Here is a 24,324-nt window from a genome sequence, read left to right as displayed (position 1 = left end):
AACTAACGAGTGCGTTAGTTCATTAAGCTAAAGGCAGCAATTATTATCATTATTTTGTTCTTCCGCAATCGGGCGTTTTAATTGAACAAGCAGCTAAAAAGGATCTTCGTTTGAAGATCCTTTTTCAATGCCGATAATCAATGATTATGTTAAGTTCATTTCAAAATCATCTCGATATATAATACAATATTTTAAGAAATATTTTTCAATTCCCCAGTTAATCGTAGGAATTCTTCTTTGTTTCGGTCCTGTAATGATTGGTCAATCTCTTTTCGGATTTGCTCTTTTCGGAAATTAAGAAGGGCGTTGTTTAACACCATTTCAGCAAATTCAGAGTCCTTGGCGTTTACTTCAGGTTGTGGTGGCGTATTAACCAAATTCCTTTCCATAGGAAACCAACTCCTTGACCTTTTTTTTATTATACTTAAAGTTTTCAGATTATTCAAATATTTTGCTTGGTAGTTCCATAGATCTATTGCCACTGGGTTTACATCTGAAAGTTTAAACTCAGTGAAACCTTCAGTTTTGTGACTTTAACAAGAATATTTTTAATGCATCTCAAAAACTTTTATTCATTCAGTTTACTTAATCGTTAATCTATACCATTTCCTGATGCTACCTCTTATAGAACTAACGGGGCAGGATAGTTGTATAAGGAATTGGTTTATTATGGTATTATATTTGGGATATTGTCTTCAACACTCAATGTTAGGGTGGATAATTTAATCATTTGAAATTTACATTCATCTTTTAGGAGGACATACCTTTGTTTAATTTTAAAAAAGTCACTGTAGGACTCCTGGTTATAGGAATTCTTGCTGCTTGTGACAATGAACTAGACTTTAAAAATGAATTAGTTGATACTCCTCAACAAAACGAGGTTCAAGATTCCCCCCCAGAGCCTTCTTACGATGCACCAAGGTATCATATGACGGGCGGTTGGACAAATGGTGAATATTACATAATGATTAATGGTAGCAGCGACATCAAAGGATCTGCTAAGTATATACTGCAAAAAATTCCGAAAAAGGGAAAAGAGAAAGTCGTAAAGCATATACAGTTAACCGAATCAACTGGAAATAAGCTAACTGCTATAATTTATAGTGAAGATTCAAATAGGACTTCATTTCTAACGTTAGAAATGAACAAGGAAAAAACTGAAATTACTATAACGATGCCGAATGAAAAACCCGTCACTTACAAAAAAACAGATATTATGCCATTCGAATTTAATCCTGAATATGTAAGGGGAGAATAAAACCAAAATAAAAATAAAAATAAAAATAAAAATACACCTCATCAACCATAGTGGTAAGCTTTGTTATTGACCTAACGGTTCCGTTAACTGAAGATCAGAGCTGTCTTTTAAGGCAGCTCTTTTCTTATGGCACTAACGGGGCAGTTTAGATTAATAAGTTCTAATGATAAGATAAAAGAAATGATGATGGCGAATATAGGGGAGGTTCATAATGGATAACTGGAGAAATAATACGATTTGGTTTGAACAAATACCAGATAATCTTCAGTCTTACTTAAGCTTAAAAGAAGATAAGTTTAATGAGATGGAGCTTGAAAACATTGAGTATTTAACTCTTTGGCATCATAAAAAGAATAAGCTGGGCAACTTTGTTGGTATTCCTGAAAATCTCCTCTATCTAGAATTAAACTGGTCCAATATACAAGATTTCCTTGGGATAGAAAAAATGAATAAATTATAGCGTTTAGAATTACATTATTGTACTAAATTACAAAATGACTTTGTTTTTTCTGGATTAGCCAATACGCTAGAACATTTACATATTAATCAATCAAAGAAATTTGTACCAAATGAAGAATTATTCTCTCTGAAAAATCTTCGGGTTCTGTGCCTTAATTCTTGCGGTAATCTTGATAATTTGAAATTTTTAAATCAATTTCCTAACCTAATTGACTTCAGGTTTGTTGATACTAATGTGTTAGATGGTGACTTATCACCAATTTTAGACCATCAAACAATCCGAAGTGTAGGCTTTCTGAATAAGAGACATTACAGTATTAAAGATGATAAGATGGATGCTTTGTTAAAGGATAAAAATGGTGGAGAAGAATTTAAAACTGTTATCAAGTATGGAAAAAAATGAGACTTTTAAATATATTTATTAACTCAACTCTTAATGAACTAACGGGTGTTAGTTCAAGAATAGGGGTTGCTTTGGCAGCTCTTTTTTCTTATGGAGCTAAAGGGGTGAGTTAGTTGAACAAGGTGATATACTGTTGAAAACAATATATTTAGCCTCCCATTCAAGGAGCTATTTTACAACGCGAAGAGTGAAGATTCCCATTTAATTGGTTTTTCGTTGGCATCCCTTCTGAAAAAAGAACTAGCCATTAGCTAGTTCAATTCCATATCAAAACTTCTCCGATATCTTTCGTCTAAACCATACACATAAACATTTGTCCTGCGCAAATAGGTCAGACCTTTTGAACGGGAACTTGAATTTCAAAGGTAATCTCGTTTGGTTTATCTGTGATCGTAATATCAACATGCATAATTTGCAGCGCATCGCCGGTAATTTGATAACCACCTTCATCAAGATAATCAAATATTTTACTCAAGCTTTCGCTTCGGTTCCATAGTAATTCTCCGTTATAACGGATACACGCAAATAACCCAGCCGGAACAATCCGTTGGTACTGTTTTGGTATTTTTTCTTTACTTTTTGCCACAACAAAAATGACTGATGGTTCTTCAAAACGTTTAGTTCTAAGATCCGCTTCCTGGATGAGAATGCCTAGTCTGTTACTGGCCAGAATCGGTGTCTTCTCAGCAAGCATATTTTCTAGTCTTATAACACCATAACAGAGTTCCAAATTATTATTGATTTTTTCATTCAATGTAATTAACTTCCTGCGTCCTATTTCACGAAACATAACCGTTTGAAGTTCCTTTTCTCTTGCTACGAGATCCAAATATACAATTTTTTCCCGGATATTTTCCTCCAAGTCAGTTAATTCGTTCAGCTTTGAAACAAGATCTTCGTGCTTTGCTTTAAGAATGTCCAAAGACTTACTAAAATTGCGTTCATTGAAATAATCCTTTATTTCGTCCGTACTCATTCCAAGTTGCCGTAACTCTTTAATGGTTCCTAAAACCTCGTACTGGAAAATAGAATAGAAGCGATACCCCGAGTTTGGATCGATATATTGCGGCTTGAATAAGTCAATCCGATCATAGTGGCGCAAGGTCTCCGTAGTCATCCCTCGTAACTTTGCCATCTCACCAATAGTTAATTTTTCTTTCAGTTTAATCGCCCCCTTAAAAAATATAATACATGTGTTGACCTTTGTGTAACAACAACCTTTATAATCAAAATACACAATAATTTAAATCTTCTGAGTATTCTTTATAAATGTGAGGGAGCTGATTATGAAACGGAAAAAACTTGCTAGAACACTTACTTTGTCACAGGTTGTTTTTTTAGGGATTGCTTGGAATAACCCCATGGTATTTTTTAATACCTATGGAATAGCTGCCGTAACCTCACATGGTGTAATTACGGGTGCGTATAGTATTGCATTTCTAGCAATATTTTTTACAGCGCTCAGCTATGGAAAGATGGCAAAGGCATACCCTATCTCAGGTTCAGCTTATACATTTACTCAAAAATCTATTAATCCTAAAGTTGGGTTTATTGTTGGTTGGACAATTATGCTTGATTATATGTTAACACCTATGGTGACGTGTTTGATGTCCACTGTCTTTTTAAGTGCAGTGTTTCCAGGGATTCCACATTATGTGTGGATTATTCTTTTAACTACTATCATAGTTGTACCGAGCATACTAGGGGTAAAGACATCAGCATCCGCAAGTAAAATTTTCGTTATTGCTCAAATCATTTTCGTTTGTTTTTTCTGGATATTAACCGTCAAAAATTTATTAGATGGAGTAGGGACAGGCACTCTTTTCTCGATTAAACCATTATTCAATTCAGAGGTTCCCGTTTCAGTAATCTTAGCAGGATCTTCAATTCTTTGTTTTAGTTTTCTTGGATTTGACTCACTTACTACCTTGTCAGAGGAAACAATCAATCCTGAAAAAACCATCCCAAGAGCTATTATCATAATGTTGCTGTTTATAGGAGTTTTGTATATTGGCTCTTCCTACTTAGCACAATTGGTCTATCCGGGCTTTTCATTTGAAAACACTGATTCAGCAGCCATGGAAATCGCTATACTAGTTGGAGGAAACCTATTCAAATCATTATTTATTACTGCAGTAATTATTGGTAACTTTTCTTCAGGCGTTGCTTCAATTACGAGCGCATCACGTGTGTTATATGCAATGGGCCGGGATTCTGTATTGCCTAAGCAATTTGATTATATTCATCCCAAATTTAAAACACCGTCACACGGTATTATCGTGATAGGTATAATTTCTTTACTAGGTGTCGTGTTAACTCTGGAGCAAGTCATCAAGTTTATCAATTTTGGAGGGCTCATTGCTTTTACATCTGTTAATCTATCTGTCATCGCCCATTATTTTATAAGAAATCAGAAACGTTCTTTTAACGACTGCATAAGTTATTTATTTTTACCGCTCATGGGTGCAGCATTTACTATGTGGTTATGGTCACATCTAGAAATGGAGGCATTGATCCTTGGAGGCATTTGGGTGGTATGTGGCTTAGCATATCTTCTTAATATGACAAAATTTTTTCGCAAGCCTCTTCCTGAGTTTAATTTTGATGAAGAGATCATTCCTCAAGAGGTAGAAGATATGAATGAAAAAGTTCTTTCCCAAAAGGTAGAAGACTTTTAATCCGTTTTTTACACTGAAGTAAGTATATGTAACTAAAGGAGGTGCTAATATTTTGAAAATAAAGAAAAATGAAAGCGCTACCTATTTTTAAAGCGAGATCGTTAAAGTAAGAATAACGAACAGGAGGTTTTTTCAAATTGTTGAAGCTGAAAAAGTTTATAAACGGTGAGTGGATGGATTCTTTAAGTAAACAGAAGACTAATGTTGTAAACCCCGCAAACGGCAAGATTATTGCAGAGGCTCCCAGCGGAAATGCAGAAGATGCCCGGATGGCCATTGATGCGGCACGAACCGCATTTGATTCCGGGATTTGGTCAGACCTGCCGGCTTCGGAACGGGCTTCCTATTTATTTAAAATAGCAGAGAAAATTGAAGAACATGCATCTGAGCTTAGCCAACTTGAAACAGCCAATACCGGAAAACCTCTTAAAGAAGCAGAGTTTGACATTGCGGATGCAGCGGATTGTTTTCGTTATTATGCCGGTTTAGTCACTAAACCGGACGGCCAAACGTATCCTGTTTCAGGTCCTGTACAGGCCATGGTTGTTCGAGAGCCGGTAGGGGTATGTGGACTGATCGCTCCGTGGAATTTTCCTTTACTGACGGGAGCTTGGAAAATAGCCCCTGCCCTTGCTGCAGGAAATACGATTGTATTTAAAACATCCGAGGTCACTCCGATTACGACTACTAAATTATTTGAGATTATCGAAGAAATTGGCATACCAGATGGCGTTGCAAATCTAGTTATGGGTGGTGGTGCAATAGTAGGAAATGAACTAGCGGAAAGCGATAAAGTTGATATGGTTTCGTTCACTGGCAGTACATCGACAGGCAGAAGCATCATGAAAGCAGCAGCTGGAAATATTAAAAACATTGCACTCGAATTAGGCGGCAAGTCACCTAACATCGTTTTTGCCGACGCAGACTTTGAGACAGCCGTGGATTATGCTTTATATGGTATTTTTGTCAACGCCGGCCAAATTTGTAATGCAGGATCACGTTTGCTGCTGGAAGAGAGCATTCACGACAAGTTTATCGATAGACTGATAGAGAAAGCGAAAAAGATCCGGGTCGGCCCTGGTGATCAACCGTCTACACAAATGGGTGCCCTTGTCAGTGAAGCACATATGAATAAGGTACTCCAATATATTCAACTTGGCATAGAGGAAGGGGCGACATTAGCCTGCGGCGGCAAGCGTATCACAAGCAATGGACTTGAAATGGGCTATTTTGTTGAGCCGACGATATTTGTTGATACCAAACCGGACATGAGCATTGTTCAGGAAGAAATATTCGGGCCAGTACTTACCGTGCAAAAATTTAAAGATGAAGCGGAAGCCATCCAACTTGCCAATGATACTCCATACGGCCTCGCAGCAGGTGTATTTTCACAAGACGGCGCGAAGGCTTTAAGAGTGACTAAGAAAATAAGAGCCGGAATTACGTGGATTAATGCTTATAATCTAGCCTACAATGAAGCACCGTGGGGAGGCTACAAACAGAGCGGAATTGGCCGTGGGTTAGGAACTTTTGGTTTGGATGAGTTTAGTGAGGTAAAACAAATCAACATTAATTTAGAAGTGGAGCCAACCAAGTGGTTTGATCATTAAAAATGGAGAAGTAGATATAAAAGAGTAAAAGAGTAAAAGAGTAAAGGAGTAAAAGAGTAAAAGAGAGTGAGTCACTGTACTATTACACTGTTTGAAAAATTGAAAGGGGACATTAATGATGATCTGGGATTTTAATTTCAATCTTCCTACTTCTATAGAGTTTGGGAACGGAAAAGTTAAAAATATTGGGAAAAGAGCAAAAGAGCTAGGAGGAAAAAAGGCACTTCTAATTACCGATAAAGGACTGGCGCAAACTGGAATTTTACAAAAGGTTACCGATTCGTTAGACCAAGAAGGTGTCAATTATATTGTTTTTGATGAAATTACTCCTAATCCAAAAGATGTAGATTGCCATAGAGCCTATCAACAATTTAAAGATGAGGAAATAGATCTTTTGATAGGTCTTGGCGGCGGAAGTTCGATGGATACAGCAAAAGCAATTGGTACACTTTTAACCCATGGAGGAGAGCTTAGAGATCGTTACGGTTTTAATTTACTAGAGAGAGAAATCACTCCGCTTATTTGTATTCCTACAACTTCAGGTACTGGAAGTGAGGTTACAACAGGTTCTGTCATTACAGATACAGTTACAAAACAGAAAGAGGCTATACTTGACATTAGACTGGCTCCGAAACTAGCAATTTTGGATCCTGAATTAACTCTAACTCTGCCTAAATCTATTACTGCTGCTACCGGAATGGATGCACTTACACACGCTATAGAGGCTTATACCAGCAATATTGCTGAACCGATTTCAGATGCTCTCAGTCTTTATGCAATTGAATTAATTGCTAAGTACCTTCCGTTAGCTGTAGAAAATGGGAACAACTTAGAAGCAAGGAAAAATATGCTTGTAGCCAGTTTAATTGCAGGTATGGCATTTAATCACGCGGATCTTGGTGCTGTACATGCTATGGCTGAACCACTTGGAGGTCTTTATGATACTCCACATGGGGTAGCAAATTCTATCTTTCTTCCACATGTTTTTGAATTTAATATTCCTTCAAACCCGGAAAAGCATGCGATTGTAGCTGAAAAGCTTGGAGCAAATAAAGAAGGTAAAACAATAGAGGAAACTGCCTATGAAGGTGTTGTATTGTTAAAAGAGCTTGCACGTAAAATTGGCATTCCTGATTTCCGAGATTTAAATAATATCAATCCTGAAGATTTCCCATTCCTTGCTGAAGGAGCATCCGTTCATTTGTGTACACAGACTAATTCACGAAAAGTGACACCTGCAGATTATTTGGAATTATTTCAAAAGACTTATGAGGCGAAAAACACAACATTAATTTAAAAATTTAACTAGATTAATGTTGATCTAGAATTTTTGAATCGGCGGTCGGCTTAATGGGAGTTTTAATTGGGCGGCCGCCATGGTTTACAGAAAACATGCGTATGCCCACTTGCTGCGGGTACATAATTAGCTATTTATGGATATGAGATTGCTATAAAGTAGGAATAACGAACTGGAGGTTTTTCAAATTGCATAAGTTGAAAATGTTTATAAATGGTGAGTGGATGGATTCTTTAAGTAAACAGAAGAAAAATATTGTAAATCCGGCAAACGGCAAGATCATTGCAGAGGCTCCTAACGGAAATGCAGAAGATGCCAAGATGGCCATTGATGCGGCACGAACCGCATTTGATTCCGGGATTTGGTCGGACTTACCGGCTTCGGAACGGGCTTCCTATTTATTTAAAATAGCAGAGAAAATTGAAGAAAATGTATCTGAGCTTAGCCAACTTGAAACAGCCAATACCGGAAAACCTCTTAAAGAGTCAGAGTTTGACATTGCTGACGCAGCGGATTGTTTTCGTTATTATGCCGGCTTAGTCACTAAACCTGACGGCCAAACGTATCCTGTTTCTGGTCCTGTACAGGCTATGGTTGTTCGAGAGCCGGTAGGGGTATGTGGACTGATCGCTCCGTGGAATTTTCCTTTACTGACGGGAGCTTGGAAAATAGCCCCTGCCCTTGCTGCAGGAAATACGGTCGTGTTTAAACCAGCCGGGATAACTCCGGTTACCACCACTAAATTGTTCGAGATTATCAAAGAAGTTGGCATACCAGATGGCGTTGCAAACCTAGTTATGGGTGGTGGGGGAACAGTAGGAAATGAACTAGCTGAAAGCGATAAAGTCGATATGGTTTCCTTTACTGGCAGCACGTCAACAGGAAGAAACGTCATGCAAAAAGCAGCTGGAAATATTAAAAACATTGCACTCGAATTAGGCGGCAAGTCACCTAACATCGTTTTTGCCGACGCAGACTTTGAGACGGCCGTGGATTATGCTTTATATGGAATTTTTGTCAACGCCGGCCAAGTTTGTAATGCAGGATCGCGTTTGCTGCTTGAAGAGAGCATTCACGACAAGTTTATCGATAGACTGATAGAGAAAGCGAAAAAGATCCGGGTCGGCCCTGGTGATCAACCATCTACAGAAATGGGTGCCCTTGTCAGTGAAGCACATATGAAAGAGGTACTCCAATATATTCAACATGGCATAGAAGAAGGGGCGACATTAGCCTGCGGCGGCAAGCGTATCACAAGCAATGGGCTTGAAAAGGGCTATTTTGTTGAGCCGACAATATTTGTTGATACCAAACCGGACATGAGAATTGTTCAGGAAGAAATATTTGGGCCAGTACTGATTGTACAAAAGTTTAAAGATGAAGCGGAAGCCATCCAGCTTGCTAATGATACCCCATATGGCCTCGCGGCAGGTGTATTTTCCCAAGACGGTGCAAAGGCTTTAAAAGTGATTAAGAAAATAAGAGCCGGGATTACATGGATTAATGCCTATAATTTAGCCTACAATGAAGCCCCGTGGGGAGGCTATAAGCAGAGCGGGATTGGTCGGGGGTTAGGAACTTTTGGGTTAGATGAGTTTAGTGAGGTAAAACAAATCAACATTAATTTAGAAGTGGAGCCAACCAAGTGGTTTGATCATTAAAAATGGAGAAGTAGAGATAAATGAGTAAAAGAGAGTGAGTAATGCTTACATCGAAGAAATTTTTGTTTTCAAACATTAATTCTGGAGATGGGCTTTAACAGAAAGAAAGCTGTCAGCCTATTTGTTTATTTTACGAGTAAAAAGTAATAAGACAAGAATAATATTTTACTGTATATGAATTATATTCCCCGCGCTCTTTCTCTGTGGCGTTTACTAAGGAGAATCCAGTAATCAGAAAATATGTTGGTTCCTGGTAATCATTAGTGACTACACAATTCCGTTTTGCCTAGTTTTATAGGTTGGCATGAAGCTTGCATATATATTAACGAGAACGTAATACAAGTGGGAGGCAAAGTATATGTCGAATAATGAAAAACAACATCTTAATTTACCTTTTACCGGAATCTGTACTTTCGGGAAATATCCCGTATGTCCTGATCTAGACCAGCTAGATGCAGATGTAGCTGTCATTGGAGTTCCAAATGATATGGGAACACAATGGAAGTCAGGCGCAAGAATGGGTCCAAGAGGAATTCGTGAAGGCTCTACATTATATAGTTTCGGGTTAGATGGAGCCTATGATATTGAAAATGATATCACGTATCTTGGCCCGAAATGGAAAGTTGTTGATTGCGGCGATGTAGACATGGTACATGGGGATATGATGCAATCCCATGATAATACGGAAGAAGCCATTCGAAAAATCGTTTCAAAAGGTGCAATGCCGGTTGTTTTAGGGGGAGATCATTCCATTACAATTCCAGTAGGAAAGGGCTTGGGTGAACTCGGGCCATTTCATGTGATCCAGATTGATGCGCATTTAGACTGGGCAGATCACCGTTCAGGAATGCGGGTAGGACATGGAAGTTGCATACGCCGCTTATCTGAAATGAATCATGTTCAAAAGATTTTCCAATTGGGCATTCGTGGAATCAGCAGCAGTAAAAAAGAAGATGTCGATGCTGCCAGAGAATACGGAAGTGTCATCTTGTCTCCCCGCCAAATGAGAAAGATGGGATTTGAACAGGTTCTGGAACTTATTCCAGCAGGTGAAAAATATTATATTACCATGGACATTGATGGCCTCGACCCATCGATCGCCCCTGCGACAGGCACACCTTCTCCTGGAGGCCTGCTTTATGATGAAGTCAACGAATTACTCCATGGAATTGCAAAAAGAGGAGAAGTAATCGGTTTTGATATGGTAGAAGTAGCTACTCCTTACGATCATACGGGAATAACTGGACAAGTGGCAGCACGCCTCTCATTAGACTTGCTTAGTTATATTTTAAAAGAAAAAGAGAAAAATCAGGATGCAATCAGCGATCATCAAGAGCAGAACTTCATAAAGAAGTATTAGTCTGTTAAATTTGAAAGCGTTTGCTGATATAAAGTGATTTTCCTCCGTTTTATCTTTTCTTTGTTTCCTGAAAATATAGAGGCGATATCATAAAAAGCACTTATGTAAATAATCGTCTATTTAGAGTGTTTAAAAAATGTATAACGGATGACGATTGTGGGAGAGTGCAATGTAGACAGCCACCGAAGGAGCAAATTCCAAAAAAAACCCTTGGAACAAATCTCTCAGGTAAAAGAACATAATAGGACGCAACTCTGGAGAGCGCGTTTATAAAACGCCACAAAGGGGAAGACTCTTTTTAGCATAGAGTAAATTCTCAGGTAAAAGGACAGAGAAGGGAATGTTGCTATATACTTCACTCTTTGATAAGGAGAACAACTTAGCACAGTAGCAATTATTTGATAGATGTCTAATTTTCTTTGTCCATTATCTTGAGTTCCTTAATTTCGTAGATAAATTAATAAATTCATTAGCAAAAAACGCTTGGAATCATAAAATCATCCAAGCGTTTTGCGCTTATTTCAATATATTTCATTTGTTAATTACATTTCCCTATGAAAATTCGACTTATCTCAACGTAATGAAATTATTTAGTTATTGATTACTTGGAAAAGAAAATTCCGCTTTATTTTCGTTGTCTTTGGATTCCGGCCATCTTTCTGAAACCGTTTTGGTTTTTGTAAAAAAGCGAACGGTGTCTGGACCAAACATGTGGCCTTCCCCGAATTTCGAACGCTTCCACCCTCCAAAGTTGTAGTATCCGACTGGTATCGGAATCGGTACGTTCACACCGACCATTCCCACTTCAATTTGTTCTGAGAACTTTCTTGCAGCAGGTCCGTTTTCTGTAAAAATCGTAACCCCATTACCATATTCGTGATTATTAATTAATTCAATTGCTTCGTTTAAGCTATTCACGCGTACCACAATACGTGCCGGTCCGAACACCTCATCACGATAAATTTTCATATCAGGAGTAACATGATCTAAAATCGTTGGTCCTAAATAAAAACCTTTTTCCGTTTCACATATTTTAGGATTCCGGCCATCCACATATAATTGTGCACCTTCTTCAAGACTTTCATTAATGTACTTGATAACAGTATCCTTTGATTCTTGTGTAATTACAGCTCCGAAGTCTGCATTCTTGTCATTATATGCCCCTACTTTTAATTCTAGTACACGAGTTTTTAATTTTGCTACAAATGCATCAGCTGTTGCTTTACCAACCGGAACAGCTGCTGAGATCGCCATACAGCGTTGGGATGCAGAACCAAATGCTGCACCTAGGAAGGCAGTAACAACTTGATCTAAATCAGCATCCGGCATAATAATCATATGATTCTTTCCTCCACCAAAAGAAGCTACTCTCTTATTATTACGGCTTCCTTCGTGATAAACATATTCAGCTACCCTAGTAGAACCTACAAAAGATATAGCACATACTTTTGGATTTTTAAGTAATGCATCAACTGCCTCTTTGTCACCGTTAATGATACTCCAAATCCCATCTGGTAGACCCGCTTTTTTCCATAGCTCCGAGATAAATAAAGCTGAGTTCGGAACACGTTCAGATGGTTTTAAAATTACTGCATTTCCACAAACAACTGCCATAGAAGTCATTGCGAGCGGTACCATTACTGGAAAATTGAATGGAGAAATCGCTGCAACCACACCTAGAGGCTGTTTCATTGAAAAAGAGTTGATATTTCCACCAACATTGACAGAGTATTCACCTTTTAACATATGTGGAGCATTTATTGCCAAATCAACCGATTCAATTCCTCTACTAATTTCACCTTTTGCATCAGAAATTGTTTTGCCGCTTTCAAGACCTATTATATTTGCCAGTCGTTCTGTTTCTTCTATTAGAAGGCTTCTAAAGCGATGAATAACTTCCACTCTTTTTGCTACAGACGTATTTTTCCAAGCTGCAAAAGCCGAATGTGCCACTTCAATTGTTTCATTTACTTCCTCTACAGAAGCATATGGACAAAAAGCCGTTACTTCACCCGTTGAAGGATTATATACCTTTCCAAAGCGTTCACTTCTGCCAGGTTTCATTTCTCCACCAATAAAATGAGTTAATGTTTTCGTATTAAATTCACTTTTAATCATAGTCATATTATTTATTCCTCCAAATTTATTAATATTTTTTTGGTATTGCTTTTTCAGCTAGCTTCTTAGTCATTAAGTAAACAGCAGACATATCATTCTCTCCATAACCTTCATTCGCTACCTGCGTATACCAATCTACCAAGTGGTCTCCAATTGGCAGTTTAATTTCACATTCCTCAGCCATTTGCTTAGCTATTTTTAAATCTTTTAACAACAGATTTGTTGTAAAGCCAGGTTCAAAGTTATTTTCGGCGATATACTCCTTATAATTTCTTTCATATATTCTGCTTTGGCCATAACTTACATTTAGGATTTCAAACATACGCTCGTGATCTAAGCCCATATTTTCACCAAGAGTTAGCGCTTCCCCAACTGCTTGGGTATAGAAGCCGATCATCAAATTATTGATTAACTTAATCACAGTGCCACTATCTGGATTTTCTCCAACATGAAACAGATTTTTTCCTAGAATATTTAGCAGTGGCTGTACTTCATCAAAGTATACTTTAGGTCCGCCAACCATAAATGTTAGGGTTGCATTAACGGCACCAATAACACCGCCACTTACTGGAGAACCTAAGTATCTTAAGTTATTTTTCTGGCAAGCAGTAAAAACTTTACGGTTTAATTCTGGTGTTACTGTACTTGTATCAATAATCATTAAATTATCAGCACCATACTTAATAATACCTTCTTCGAAAAATGTCTTTTCAACAATAGCTGGTGAAGGCAAACTAATAAAAATCACATCTGCATTTTGGAGTACTTCTTTAATACTTTGACATACATGTCCACCATTTTCTTGAAATTTGACAATGGCTGTTGGATTAATGTCAAAACCGTATACTATATGTTCGGGACTAATCAAATTCTCTGCCATAGGTAACCCCATATTTCCTAATCCGATAAACCCTATCCTATGTTTTAAACTCATCTCTCTATCTCTCCTTCAGGTATCATCTAGTAAAAATACATATATAAGATAACTGCTAAAGCTAAAGCTGCTGTAGGTACGACCACACTGAGAACAAATACTGGCTTATATGCTCGTTGATGTGTCTCTTTACATACCGCTCTGATAGTAGTAACGACGTATCCGTTATGTGGTAAAGAATCTAGTCCACCGGAAGCAATGGATGAAATTCGATGCATAGCTCCTGGATCTAAACCTTGTGCTTGATAAATAGGTGCAAGTATAGGTAAGGCGATTCCTAAACCGCCAGAGGCTGATCCCGTAATAGCGGCTATAGTCGTAACAGCCAAAGCAAGACCCGCATATTCTAGCCCAGGCATATTAGTAAGCGTATCCACAATAGCAGTAAATGCTGGTACTTTTGCTGCAACTGCACCAAATCCTACCACAGCACATGTATTAGCAATGGCATTAAGTGCATTTTCTGCCCCTATAGTAAGAGCTTTCCAATGAGTGCCAATGGAATTTTTATACATAAGCGCCCATCCCACAACAATTCCCGCAAATAAAGCAACCAAAACCGCTTGATCCGTCGGGATATACTTGGCAACAATATTTAAGACTGCTACTACAGAGATCAAAGGAATGATTGAAATAATTATATTAGGCAAGCCCTTTTCAGATACTCCTCGATTCGGGTCATCCTCTGTTTCCAGCCGAGTTGCAGCAACCTCATTCGATGCACCTTCAGCAATGTGGTCCATAGAAAAAGTTTCTCCTCTATCTACAGCTTTTTGAACCATCCTTCCTAAGAGAATTCCACCTCCAACCATAATTAATAGAGCAATAACCACACCCACCCAACCTCCAGCAGTTGGAGTCGTACCAAAATGTTCAGTAGGAATTAAATTTTGTATTTCTGGTGACCCTGGCGATGTCATAGTGAAAGAGATGGATCCAAAGACAAGTGCACCAGGTATAAAACGATGAGGTAAATTAGCACTTTTAAACAAAGAAACTGCAATAGGATATACGGAAAAGGCAACGATGAATACGCTTACACCACCATACGTCATAAGCGCACACGCGGTTACAACAGCAAATACTGCACGCTTAGCTCCGAATCTACGCTGAACCCAATCTGCAATTGAATTTGCAGATTTTGTATCTTCCATGACTTTCCCAAAAATTGCCCCTAGTAAAAATGTTAAAAACCAGGAAGCAAAGAAACCAGTGAAGCCCCCCATGTAGTCTGTTGTTAACGCTTCCATTAGATTAAGCTTGCCTGTGATACTTACAACTACAGAACACAACACAGCTGCAATAATGATGTTTATCCCTTTAATGGTCATATACATGAGTAGTCCAAGACCTACTATTAAACCTAAAAAACTAATTGCCATATTAACCAATCCCCCCTTTCCAAATTCAATATTATTTTTTGAGTAGTTTCATAGTTGAATAGTCATTAGTAAAGGAGACCCGATATAGATCAATAATTTCCTCTTTGCTAGGAACTCGGGGGTGATTTCCTGGACTTCCGCTTGCTAATGCGTCAGTTGCCATTTTCTCTAAAGATTGTTCAAAATCTTCTTCATTAATTCCCCATGCTTTAAGATTAGGAATATTTAAATCAACACATAGTTTTTTAATGAATAATACGGTTTCTTTTGCCACGACCACATCACTTTGCTGCTCCATGCCCTCCATAATTGTCCGACCTACTTGAGCTAGTTTTTCAACGCAGCTGCCTTCACTAAATTCCAACACAGTTGATAGAAGCATTGCATTCGAAATCCCATGAGGTACTTTATACAAGGCACCAATTGGCCGAGACATCCCATGAACAAGGCATACGGATGAATTAGAAAAAGCAATGCCTGCTTGCATTGAAGCTAAAGCCATCTGTGTTCTTGCTTCTAAATCATTTCCATCTTCATAAACACGTTGAATGTTATCTATAATTAATTTGATAGATGATAAAGCTAGTGTATTAGTTAAAGGATGAGACTTACGTGAGATATAAGCTTCTAAAGCGTGACATAATGCATCAATCCCTGTGGCAACTGTTAACATTTTTGGTGATGAAAGCGTTAGACTTGGGTCAACAATAGCTACCTGTGGCATTATTTTAGGTTGTTTAATCATCATTTTTAAATCTTTAATTGTATCAGTCACAACTAAGGCATCAGTCACCTCAGATCCTGTTCCAGCTGTTGTTGGAATAGCTATTACTGAAACGGGATCATTTATAATCTCATTTTCCACACCCATATATTCAATTAATGCGCTTTCATTTCTAGCCAATAGAGCTACCGCCTTAGCAGCATCAATGCAACTTCCTCCGCCTAGGCCAACAATTAAATCACATTCCTTCTCTTTAAAAAGAGTTAAAGCCTCTTCAACATGAGTATCTTTTGTTTCTGAGTCCACTCCCAAATATGTAATTGAGTGAACACCCTCACCTTGAAGATATCTAATAACCCTAGCCACATAACCTAAATCCTTCATAGGCTTGTCACTGATTAACAATGCTTTGGAACCTAAATCACTTGCCACTTTGCCTAGTTTAGAAAGGCTTAGATTTCCATAATATACAATATTAGGCGTACGTAATTCTCCAATGAAATTCATACTGCACCCCCTGATAAAAAATTGACTTTCAGTTATAAAATAATGCAAGAGTTGTGCCAACTCGTTATTAAGCCAAATCTCCTGTAAGTGCCCATCCGTTTCTTAAATATCTGTTTTCGAAAAGCGACACTCGATCGATAATTATGTAGATAAACAAGAACAACTTCGTTGACAAATGACAACAATTTCCTTTAGTATTATTTTGAATATTAATATTATTCAAAATTCACGTTCAATTTAAAATTATATATAAGATAGGTGATTCTTGATGAATGTTTTAAATAATAAAAGCGTCTCCTATAATATTTTTAAGGACGGAATCGTAGAAGATTGGATGGAAGAAGAGTCTTATTTATTACAAATTCACGACTCTATTTATAAAGCTGCTAATATCATGTCGAAATACGAAATAGATAACATAGCAGTGGTTAACGAAGATTGTATAGTAAAGGGGATTGTCACCTTCTCAATAATAATGAGAGCATTTATGGATGGCACACCTTTAGAACAAGAAATTCAAAATATCATGATTAAGAAGTTCCCTGCTTGCTATGCTGACGATCCTATAAACGAACTTTCCTTTCAGTTTGGAACGCGTATTCCAGTATTAGATAGAAATGGACGTCTTATTGGTCGTTTCCCTTCAACGAGAAGGTTGCTAAACCAATTCTTTGTATTGAACGAAAAAGTACAATCATTAGATCAAATAGTAAAAATGTACGATCTTTGTTTTGATACAGCCTATGAAGGTATAACTGTAGTAGATCAAAACGGCGTAATCCAACTTTTTAATAATTCCTACAGCCGTTTCGTACAAAAGAGGAAGGAAGAAGTTATAGGTAAGCATTGTACTGAAGTAATTGACAATACCCGGTTGCCAGTTGTTCTTGAAACGGGAATTCCTGAACGCAATAATGCGGTCATTTTGCAGGGACAAGAAATGATTGCTAGCGTAATTCCGATATGGAGAAATGATAAAGTGATTGGTGCAATAGGAATGCTTGTTTTCGAAGGAGTTTCAGAGCTCTCTAAAGTCTTTGATAGGATGCAGACCCTTAAGGATAAATCGGGTCATAAACAGGTTACACTTGAATATCCCAAGAAAGATGAAGAAACGATTACATTTGATAAAATCATCGGTGAAAGTAGCTCTATAGGTGAAGTTAAAAAAATAGCCCGTCGAGCAGCAAAGACAATGGCTACGATTTTAATTATCGGTGAAAGCGGTGTTGGAAAAGAGTTGTTTACCAAAGCTATTCATAATTTAAGTCCAGTAAAAAATGGTCCATTAATATCCATTAACTGTGCGGCTATTCCTGATGAGTTGCTTGAATCTGAGCTTTTTGGGTATAACCATGGAGCTTTTACAGGAGCAAGCAAGGGAGGAAAACCAGGGAAATTTGAATTGGCTCATAACGGAACGCTTTTTTTGGATGAAATTGGAGACATGTCCCTTCATCTACAAGCTAAACTGCTCCGCATCTTGCAGGAACAAAAATTTGAAAGGATTGGGGGCATTAATGAAATTCATGTGAACGTACGTATTATTGCCGCAACGAACCAGCCATTAGAGCAGTTGGTTGAAAAGGGAACCTTTCGAAAAGATTTATTCTATCGTCTAAATATCATTCGTTTGCACATCCCTCCCCTTAAAAATAGAAAAACAGATATTCCTATTTTAGTATCGAAATTATTAGAAGATTGTTACAACAAATACCAAATCCCCCCCGTTAAATTAAGTCGAGAAGTCTTGGAAAGTTTCATTCAATATGATTGGCCTGGAAATGTTCGGGAAATGGCAAACCTTTTAGAAAGCTTAGTTGTTCTTTCAGATCAAGCACGAATTCAACTAGAAGATCTGCCACCACATCTTACAGACTATCTTATGAGGACTAAAAATAAATATAGTAAATATCCTAGTGAAAAAACAGGCCAAATCTCAACTCATACTATTAATCCTCTTATAACTACTGAGCTAGAATTAGATCAGCAATTAGGTTCTCCTCACCAAGGAAATAGTTCAACAACCTCTAATTTGCTGGTTAATGAAAAAGTGGCGAACGAAGAACGTGAACGTGAACTTATTTTAAACATCTTACAGAAAGTAGACGGAAACAAATCGAAGGCAGCTAAAATTCTCGGCATCCACCGAACTACTTTATATAAAAAAATGGTCAAACATCACCTAAGATAAACTTGATAGGGTAGCTTCACATGCCCATCAAGCAAAGTTAAAACGATACCTTCAAAAATGAAAAAACGCTATGCTTATTGTAAGAAGTTTACGAGAAAGGATGGTGTTTTTTTATGAATCCTATCATCTCTAGTGAACTAACACTTTTCGCACAAGAATTACAACACTTTACTTTAACAAGGGGTTGCTTCGGCAGTTCTTTTTCTTATGGCACTAACGGGGCAGTTTAGTTCATTAGTTAGTATGGTTAGTATATTAAACATAAATTTGTGATAGGGTTGATTGGAAGGAGGAATTATTAATGCAGAATACAATTCGTGTATTGTCAGAAAAAGATTTAGAAGAAGTATCAAAGATTTTCACCAATGTTTTTAGCTCTAATCCTTGGAACGAACCTTGGATTTTTCAAACATCTTACAAACGATTGTTAGATATAAGTAAGACCCCTGGCTATATAGGAATAGGTTATTTTAATTCTAATAATCAAATGATTGGCTTTTTAGTCGGAAATGAAGAGCAATGGGCTGATAGCAAGAACTTTTACATAAATGAAATCTGCGTTCTAAATAATATCCAACAAAACGGGGTTGGTTCGAGTTTACTAAAATATTTAGGGAATATCCTTAAACAGAGAAAAGTCGATGCCGCATATTTATCAACCGAGAGAGGCAAAGGTAAGCCGGAGTTGTTTTTCAGAAAAAACGGCTTTGTGACAAACGAGTCTCGAATATTAATGACAATGAACCTTTCTTGAATTAAATACAAAAAACTTTAATTCTTCATCAACTAACGGGTGCTATAGCTGAAGATCGGAGCTGTCTTTAAGGCGGCTTTTTCTTATAGAACTAACGGCAGGATAGTTCAAGAGTGCATATGGAGTTGTTCAACAATTGGGCCAGATTGTTGAATAAATGACCACTAAAGAATTTGTATTTTTTTATATATAACCCAAACATAAAGGAAGTGGAATTGAGCATTAAATTTAAAAATTTTACCTTATTTATATATAATAATTAATGTTAAGGTTTTGTAGATATGGGGGAAAAAGGTTATGGTTAATTATATTTGTGAGACATGTGGAGTCCAATATGAAGGCTCTAAAGAAGTACCTAATCAATGTTTGATTTGCGGGGAAGAAAGACAATATGTTAGTCCTAAAGGGCAAACATGGACAACATTAGAAATGATGAAAAAAGATGGAATATTTAAAAATTCTATTAATCTTGACGAAGAGGGGTTATATAGCATAAATACTATTCCGAATTTTGGAATCGGACAAACTGCTTATCTAATAAAAGATAAGAATTTTAATTTATTATGGGACTGTATTACATATATTGATCAAGATACGGTTACGCAAATTGAAGATTTAGGTGGAATCGATGCTATAGCGTTATCTCACCCTCACTATTTCTCTAGTCAAGTGGAATGGGCCGAAGCTTTTGACGCTCCGATTTATATTCATGAAGATGAAAGAGACTGGGTAACGAGGCCAAGCGAAAAAATCATTTTCTGGTCTGGAGAATCGCTTGAATTACAGCAAGGTGTCATACTTCAGAGAATTGGTGGACATTTTAAAGGCGGCACCGTTTTAGAATGGAAAAACGGATTCAGCCAGAACGGAATATTACTGACTGGGGATATCATTCGGATCGTTGCTGATCGCCAATGGGTAAGTTTTATGTATAGTTATCCAAACTTCATCCCAATGCCCAGTGTAACAGTAGAAAGAATCGCAAATCGGGTTAATGAATTTAAGTTTGGTCGGTTATATGACGCTTTTCACCGAGTAATTAAAGAAGAAGCCCATAACCAAGTTCAAAAATCTGCAACTAGGTACGTTAAAGCACTAAATGGAACGTTGTTTACTACATAAAGCCTGATCGTTTATATAAAAGTTTTATCAAAGGTCCTGTGTTGATGTGCAGGATTTTTTTGTTCAGCAATCGGGCGCTATTTTTTAATATGAATGGCTTTTCTTAATGAACTAACGGGGCAGGATAGTTCAACAAAATTCTGATTTAAAGTGCGATGCTGTTGGTTAAAGCTGCAATAATAACACCGATAGCACCTAACCCACCTGCAAGTCCTGCTCTACTGCCAAAACGTTGTGAAGACCGGCCTATAAGTAGGGCAGCTCCTGCAGAACCTAAAGTAAATAGGGCAGTTGGAATCCCTGATGCATTTTCAGTCCCTTGCATGTCTTGTGCAAGAAGCGTTCCTACTGTTATACCGGCTCCGAGTCCTGCTCCCCCAAAGATATATGAAAAAATCAAAATTCTTAATGTTTTTTTATAAAGATGTATTTGTCTTTCTGGTGAATCAATATATTCTTGCAACCATATAGGCTGCTATATTGATGTATTTGTATCATTTTCTGCCATTGTCATGAGCTCCTACCTCGATTTCACAACAATTTTCTTCTATATTTTGTATTTTAAAATTTTTGAATGATAATAACTCCAAAAATGATTAAAAGTATTCCTATTGCTCTAGGAATACTTAAAGAGTGCACATGCACTCCTATTAATCCAAAATGGTCAATTAAAGTAGAAGCAACCATCTGACCTGCAAGAATATAAGCAACTGTAGCAGTAGCTCCTAGACGAGGTATAAGTACAATAGATGCAACTACATAAAAAGCTCCTAACAGGCCTCCGGTCCATACCCACCACGGTGCTGCGAACCATTCTTTATTTACACTCATGCCTTTTCCGAACAGAGATATAAGAATCAAAACAATTGCACCAACTATAAAAGAAATAGTTGAGGCAATGATAGGGGATTGTACGACAGATCTCAATTGAGCATTGACACTAAATTGAGTAGGTAAAGCCATGCCAGCTAATAATGCAAATATAATTAAAAAAATTATCATTATAGTCCTCCCATAACTCTTTTATGGTCGACAGAGCTGATTGCTACTGAGAATTGTTTAGTCTGTAAATAAACGTAAATTATTAATGTCTTTTTCAGACATCGCTTCATTAAGAGTTTTATTTACTTCTTCAATAATTTTAACAATATGCTTTTCTCCCTCAGAAGTAAGTACAACATAAAAACCTCGTTTGTCTCCTTCGAAAGTAGAACGTTTTACTGCCTTATATTTATGATTTTCTAATCTCGAAACTAATCTTGAAACAGCACTCAGGCTTAGATCCACCATTTTTTGGAGCTGTGAAAGTCGAAGTTTCTTCTCTTCTGACTCATATAAAAACATCATTAAATAAAATTCTTTAAGACCAAGTTGATAATTCTCTTGAAGTATATGGTCAAGAGAATTTGAAATTCTGTTGTGGTATTTTGAAAAATTAACCCAAGGATTAAGTACGTTTTTTTGTGTGTTCAAAGTAATCGCCTTCCTATAAATAATATATTAACTTCTACGATCTGTACTTAAAGTATATAGTAAATAATTTTTTAGAGAAAGAGAACTTACTATTTCAATGAACAAAAAGCGCATTCCTATATTAATTTATAGAAATGTGCCTTTTGAGTTGTTATTTTATATCTTAAATATGACTAGTCTCCAGATTAGCCATTAAGGTGTGAAACGTTTTGCTTCACTCTCTTCTGGATAATCTAATCCATTTGGTGTATAGCTAATGAGTTCGATTAACATTCCCCAAGGTGCACGACCATATACAAAATGTCCTGTTCCATCTTCAACATCACCTAACAATTCGCCAGGATCATTTAATAGTTCTCCGCCTGCTTCAACGAAACGATTAGCAGCTTCTTTTATTTCATCCACATAGAAGCCAAAATGTTGAACACCGTAATCAGAAGCAATAGACGGTTGTCGTTGATCAGTATCTACGAATTTAAATAGTTCGATACTAGCACTATTTTCGAAAGAAAGTATACGCATATGGACAACTCTTGTTCCTTTATTGAGTCCTAATGTTTTTTCTACATCGGGTCCGGCTAAAGGTTCATCTTCTAATTTTTTATTATCATAAGCAATTTTAGCGTCAAAAGCTTTTTTAAAGAAAACTGTAGCTTCTTCGATATCGGGTACTGTTACTCCAATATGGTCAATGCCTCGTGTAATGTTTGTCATGTTGTAATATCTCCTTTGTTTAATGTTTATTAGTATCAGTCTTGTTTTAAAAGCGCATGCACACATTTTGAAACAAGACTATAGAGTTATTTAAGAAATGCTTTATAAAACGTTATCGAATTGCTCTCTCGTACTGTACAGGTGGTGTTACTGTTCGAGCTACTACTTTTATAGCATGCAATCCCCAATATGGGTCATTTAACATTCCTCTAGCTACAGCTATAAGGTCTGCATCTCCATTTGCAAGTGTAGCTTCTGCTACCTGTGAGTCACTTAAGTTACCTACTGCAATAACGGGAATATTTAATGCTTCTTTGAATGCACGTGCAAAAGGTACTTGATAACCCGGATGATTTGCTGGCTTTAATTCGCCTGGAGGTCCTTCTCCACCACTTGAAATATGGAACATATCGACACCGGCTTTTTTAAATTCTTTAGCCATTTCAATAGCATGTTCAATCTTATAACCGCCATCTATATATTCAATAGCTGACATTCTCATAATAAGGGGCATGTCCTTTGGCATAACACTGCGCACAGCTTGAACAACTTCCACTCCAAATCTAGATAGGTCTTGACCATACTCATCAATGCGATTGTTAATAGACGGTGATAGAAATTGATGCATTAGATAGCCATGTGCACCGTGAAGTTCAATTGTGTCAAAGCCAGCTTCAACAGCTCGACGTGCAGCCTCCTTAAATTGAACTACTGTTGTTTTTACTTCTTCTGTTGTCAGAGCTCTTGGTGGTTTTAACTCTCCATTTTTGCTTTCTTCTGGTAAAGGTTCCACTACGATCTCTGAGGGCCCTACTGGTTGAGTTGCATCTTCAGCTTTTCGACCAGCATGTGCAATTTGAATACCAATTTTCGCTCCATATTTATGAACTTCATTGACAATTCTTTTATATGCAGGAATTTGTTCGTCTGACCACAACCCTAAATCTCCATTTGTAATACGCCCCTCAGGATCAACACTTGTCATTTCAACGATGATAAGTCCTGTTCCACCTACTGCTCTTGAAACATAATGAACAAAGTGCCAGTTGTTTGGCGTACCATCCTGTTTATCTACTGAATATTGACACATAGGTGCCATCACGATTCTGTTTTTAAGTTCTAACCCTTTTATAGTAAATGGCGTTGGTAAAGTTGCCATAAAAATCGTCTCCTTTTTTAGTTGTTTGCGCAAGCAACAAAAATATTATTTAATTACTTGCGCATGCAAATAATATATACGCAAACAATAATTAAGTCAAATAATTTTGCCCCTTTGTTAACTAACCTGGTTTCGATAATTAAAACAAGGGTATTTAAAATTGAATAAAATGGAAAAAGTCATGCTCTGGATGTAATTTTATTTTTCATTTTTGGATATAGTTTTATATTTACATTTAATAAAAGCTATCAAAGAGGAAGTATCCCCGCATCTTACTGCAATCCTTTTTCTTGTATGGGCAACATTAGCAATAATCGTTACTGGGAATTTAATGAGTTTATAATTATTGTTCTTATTCAACTAACGGGTGCTTTACTTCAATAAGGGAGTTGCTTTGGCAGCTCTTTTTTCTTATGGAACTAACGGGGCAGTTTAGTTCATTAGTTAGTATGGTTAGTATATTAAACATAAATTTGTGATAGGGTTGATTGGAAGGAGGAATTATTAATGCAGAATA

Annotated in this window: 21 protein-coding genes, 1 pseudogene and 1 riboswitch; of the genes and pseudogenes, 11 read left to right on the top strand and 11 right to left on the bottom strand. The window is 37.1% G+C overall.

Features of this window, described 5'->3' with window-relative positions; translation table 11 throughout:
- Positions 1 to 191 precede the first annotated feature (191 nt).
- Positions 192 to 389 (bottom strand): IDEAL domain-containing protein, encoded by a 198-nt coding sequence (locus V3595_RS20205; protein ID WP_485909054.1) that lies wholly within the window; start codon positions 387 to 389, stop codon positions 192 to 194.
- Positions 390 to 766: 377 nt separating this feature from the next.
- Here V3595_RS20205 and V3595_RS20200 point away from each other — a divergent pair, with 377 nt between their 5' ends.
- The 3 genes from V3595_RS20200 (at position 767) to V3595_RS20190 (ending at position 2,120) form a co-directional block, all read left to right on the top strand.
- A complete protein-coding gene (locus V3595_RS20200) occupies positions 767 to 1,258 on the top strand; it encodes a hypothetical protein (RefSeq protein ID WP_485909052.1) in 492 nt (163 codons plus the stop codon).
- Between the two features lie 211 nt (positions 1,259 to 1,469).
- Complete coding sequence (locus V3595_RS20195) at positions 1,470 to 1,718, top strand: hypothetical protein (RefSeq protein ID WP_485909050.1); 249 nt, start codon at positions 1,470 to 1,472, stop codon at positions 1,716 to 1,718.
- A gap of 177 nt (positions 1,719 to 1,895) precedes the next feature.
- Positions 1,896 to 2,120: a hypothetical protein gene (locus V3595_RS20190; RefSeq protein ID WP_485909048.1), complete on the top strand. Its 225-nt coding sequence runs from the start codon at positions 1,896 to 1,898 to the stop codon at positions 2,118 to 2,120.
- A gap of 331 nt (positions 2,121 to 2,451) precedes the next feature.
- On the opposite strand, the gene V3595_RS20185 is transcribed toward V3595_RS20190, so the two are convergent.
- Entirely contained in the window at positions 2,452 to 3,255 is an 804-nt protein-coding gene (locus V3595_RS20185; RefSeq protein ID WP_485909046.1) for a MerR family transcriptional regulator, read from the bottom strand.
- A 151-nt stretch (positions 3,256 to 3,406) separates the two neighbouring features.
- Between V3595_RS20185 and V3595_RS20180 the strand changes: the two genes are divergently transcribed.
- The 5 genes from V3595_RS20180 (at position 3,407) to speB (ending at position 10,726) form a co-directional block, all read left to right on the top strand.
- Positions 3,407 to 4,798, top strand: coding sequence for an APC family permease (locus V3595_RS20180; RefSeq protein WP_485909044.1), 1,392 nt, complete (start codon positions 3,407 to 3,409; stop codon positions 4,796 to 4,798).
- A 137-nt stretch (positions 4,799 to 4,935) separates the two neighbouring features.
- On the top strand, positions 4,936 to 6,408 hold the full coding sequence (locus V3595_RS20175) for an aldehyde dehydrogenase family protein (protein WP_485909042.1): 1,473 nt from the start codon (positions 4,936 to 4,938) through the stop codon (positions 6,406 to 6,408).
- A gap of 118 nt (positions 6,409 to 6,526) precedes the next feature.
- Complete coding sequence (locus V3595_RS20170; protein WP_148359616.1) at positions 6,527 to 7,705, top strand: iron-containing alcohol dehydrogenase; 1,179 nt, start codon at positions 6,527 to 6,529, stop codon at positions 7,703 to 7,705.
- 188 nt (positions 7,706 to 7,893) lie between these two features.
- Complete coding sequence (locus V3595_RS20165; protein ID WP_485909040.1) at positions 7,894 to 9,366, top strand: aldehyde dehydrogenase family protein; 1,473 nt, start codon at positions 7,894 to 7,896, stop codon at positions 9,364 to 9,366.
- Between the two features lie 358 nt (positions 9,367 to 9,724).
- Entirely contained in the window at positions 9,725 to 10,726 is a 1,002-nt protein-coding gene (gene speB, locus V3595_RS20160) for an agmatinase (RefSeq protein WP_485909038.1), read from the top strand.
- Between the two features lie 147 nt (positions 10,727 to 10,873).
- A riboswitch (glycine riboswitch) is annotated at positions 10,874 to 10,975 on the top strand.
- A 345-nt stretch (positions 10,976 to 11,320) separates the two neighbouring features.
- Here speB and V3595_RS20155 read toward each other — a convergent pair.
- Genes V3595_RS20155 through V3595_RS20140 form a run of 4 tightly spaced genes read right to left on the bottom strand, consistent with a single transcriptional unit; the run spans position 11,321 to position 16,391 of the window.
- The gene (locus V3595_RS20155) at positions 11,321 to 12,844 is read right to left on the bottom strand and encodes a CoA-acylating methylmalonate-semialdehyde dehydrogenase (RefSeq protein ID WP_485909215.1); all 1,524 of its coding nucleotides are present in this window, start codon (positions 12,842 to 12,844) and stop codon (positions 11,321 to 11,323) included.
- Between the two features lie 28 nt (positions 12,845 to 12,872).
- On the bottom strand, positions 12,873 to 13,778 hold the full coding sequence (locus V3595_RS20150; RefSeq protein ID WP_485909036.1) for an NAD(P)-dependent oxidoreductase: 906 nt from the start codon (positions 13,776 to 13,778) through the stop codon (positions 12,873 to 12,875).
- Positions 13,779 to 13,804: 26 nt separating this feature from the next.
- Entirely contained in the window at positions 13,805 to 15,160 is a 1,356-nt protein-coding gene (locus V3595_RS20145) for a GntP family permease (RefSeq protein WP_485909034.1), read from the bottom strand.
- Between the two features lie 31 nt (positions 15,161 to 15,191).
- A complete protein-coding gene (locus V3595_RS20140) occupies positions 15,192 to 16,391 on the bottom strand; it encodes an iron-containing alcohol dehydrogenase (protein WP_485909032.1) in 1,200 nt (399 codons plus the stop codon).
- 268 nt (positions 16,392 to 16,659) lie between these two features.
- Here V3595_RS20140 and V3595_RS20135 point away from each other — a divergent pair, with 268 nt between their 5' ends.
- The 3 genes from V3595_RS20135 (at position 16,660) to V3595_RS20125 (ending at position 20,461) form a co-directional block, all read left to right on the top strand.
- Positions 16,660 to 18,585, top strand: a complete 1,926-nt coding sequence (locus V3595_RS20135) for a sigma 54-interacting transcriptional regulator (protein WP_485909030.1) — start codon at positions 16,660 to 16,662, stop codon at positions 18,583 to 18,585.
- A gap of 301 nt (positions 18,586 to 18,886) precedes the next feature.
- Complete coding sequence (locus tag V3595_RS20130) at positions 18,887 to 19,339, top strand: GNAT family N-acetyltransferase (protein WP_072272946.1); 453 nt, start codon at positions 18,887 to 18,889, stop codon at positions 19,337 to 19,339.
- 297 nt (positions 19,340 to 19,636) lie between these two features.
- Positions 19,637 to 20,461: an MBL fold metallo-hydrolase gene (locus V3595_RS20125; protein WP_485909027.1), complete on the top strand. Its 825-nt coding sequence runs from the start codon at positions 19,637 to 19,639 to the stop codon at positions 20,459 to 20,461.
- 148 nt (positions 20,462 to 20,609) lie between these two features.
- Here V3595_RS20125 and V3595_RS20120 read toward each other — a convergent pair.
- The 5 genes and pseudogenes from V3595_RS20120 to V3595_RS20100 form a co-directional block, all read right to left on the bottom strand.
- Positions 20,610 to 20,930, bottom strand: a pseudogene (locus V3595_RS20120) (MFS transporter); the annotation flags it as partial.
- A 92-nt stretch (positions 20,931 to 21,022) separates the two neighbouring features.
- A complete protein-coding gene (locus tag V3595_RS20115) occupies positions 21,023 to 21,463 on the bottom strand; it encodes a DMT family transporter (protein ID WP_430114023.1) in 441 nt (146 codons plus the stop codon).
- A gap of 57 nt (positions 21,464 to 21,520) precedes the next feature.
- A complete protein-coding gene (locus tag V3595_RS20110) occupies positions 21,521 to 21,934 on the bottom strand; it encodes a MarR family winged helix-turn-helix transcriptional regulator (RefSeq protein ID WP_430114024.1) in 414 nt (137 codons plus the stop codon).
- A 192-nt stretch (positions 21,935 to 22,126) separates the two neighbouring features.
- Positions 22,127 to 22,648, bottom strand: coding sequence for a VOC family protein (locus V3595_RS20105; protein WP_430114026.1), 522 nt, complete (start codon positions 22,646 to 22,648; stop codon positions 22,127 to 22,129).
- Positions 22,649 to 22,760: 112 nt separating this feature from the next.
- Entirely contained in the window at positions 22,761 to 23,807 is a 1,047-nt protein-coding gene (locus V3595_RS20100; protein ID WP_485909024.1) for an NADH:flavin oxidoreductase/NADH oxidase, read from the bottom strand.
- Between the last annotated feature and the right edge of the window lie 517 nt (positions 23,808 to 24,324).

The organism is Bacillus sp. CFBP9009 (assembly GCF_036541465.1).
Taxonomy (GTDB): domain Bacteria; phylum Bacillota; class Bacilli; order Bacillales; family DSM-1321; genus Peribacillus.
This window is presented reverse-complemented; position numbering and strand designations above follow the sequence as displayed.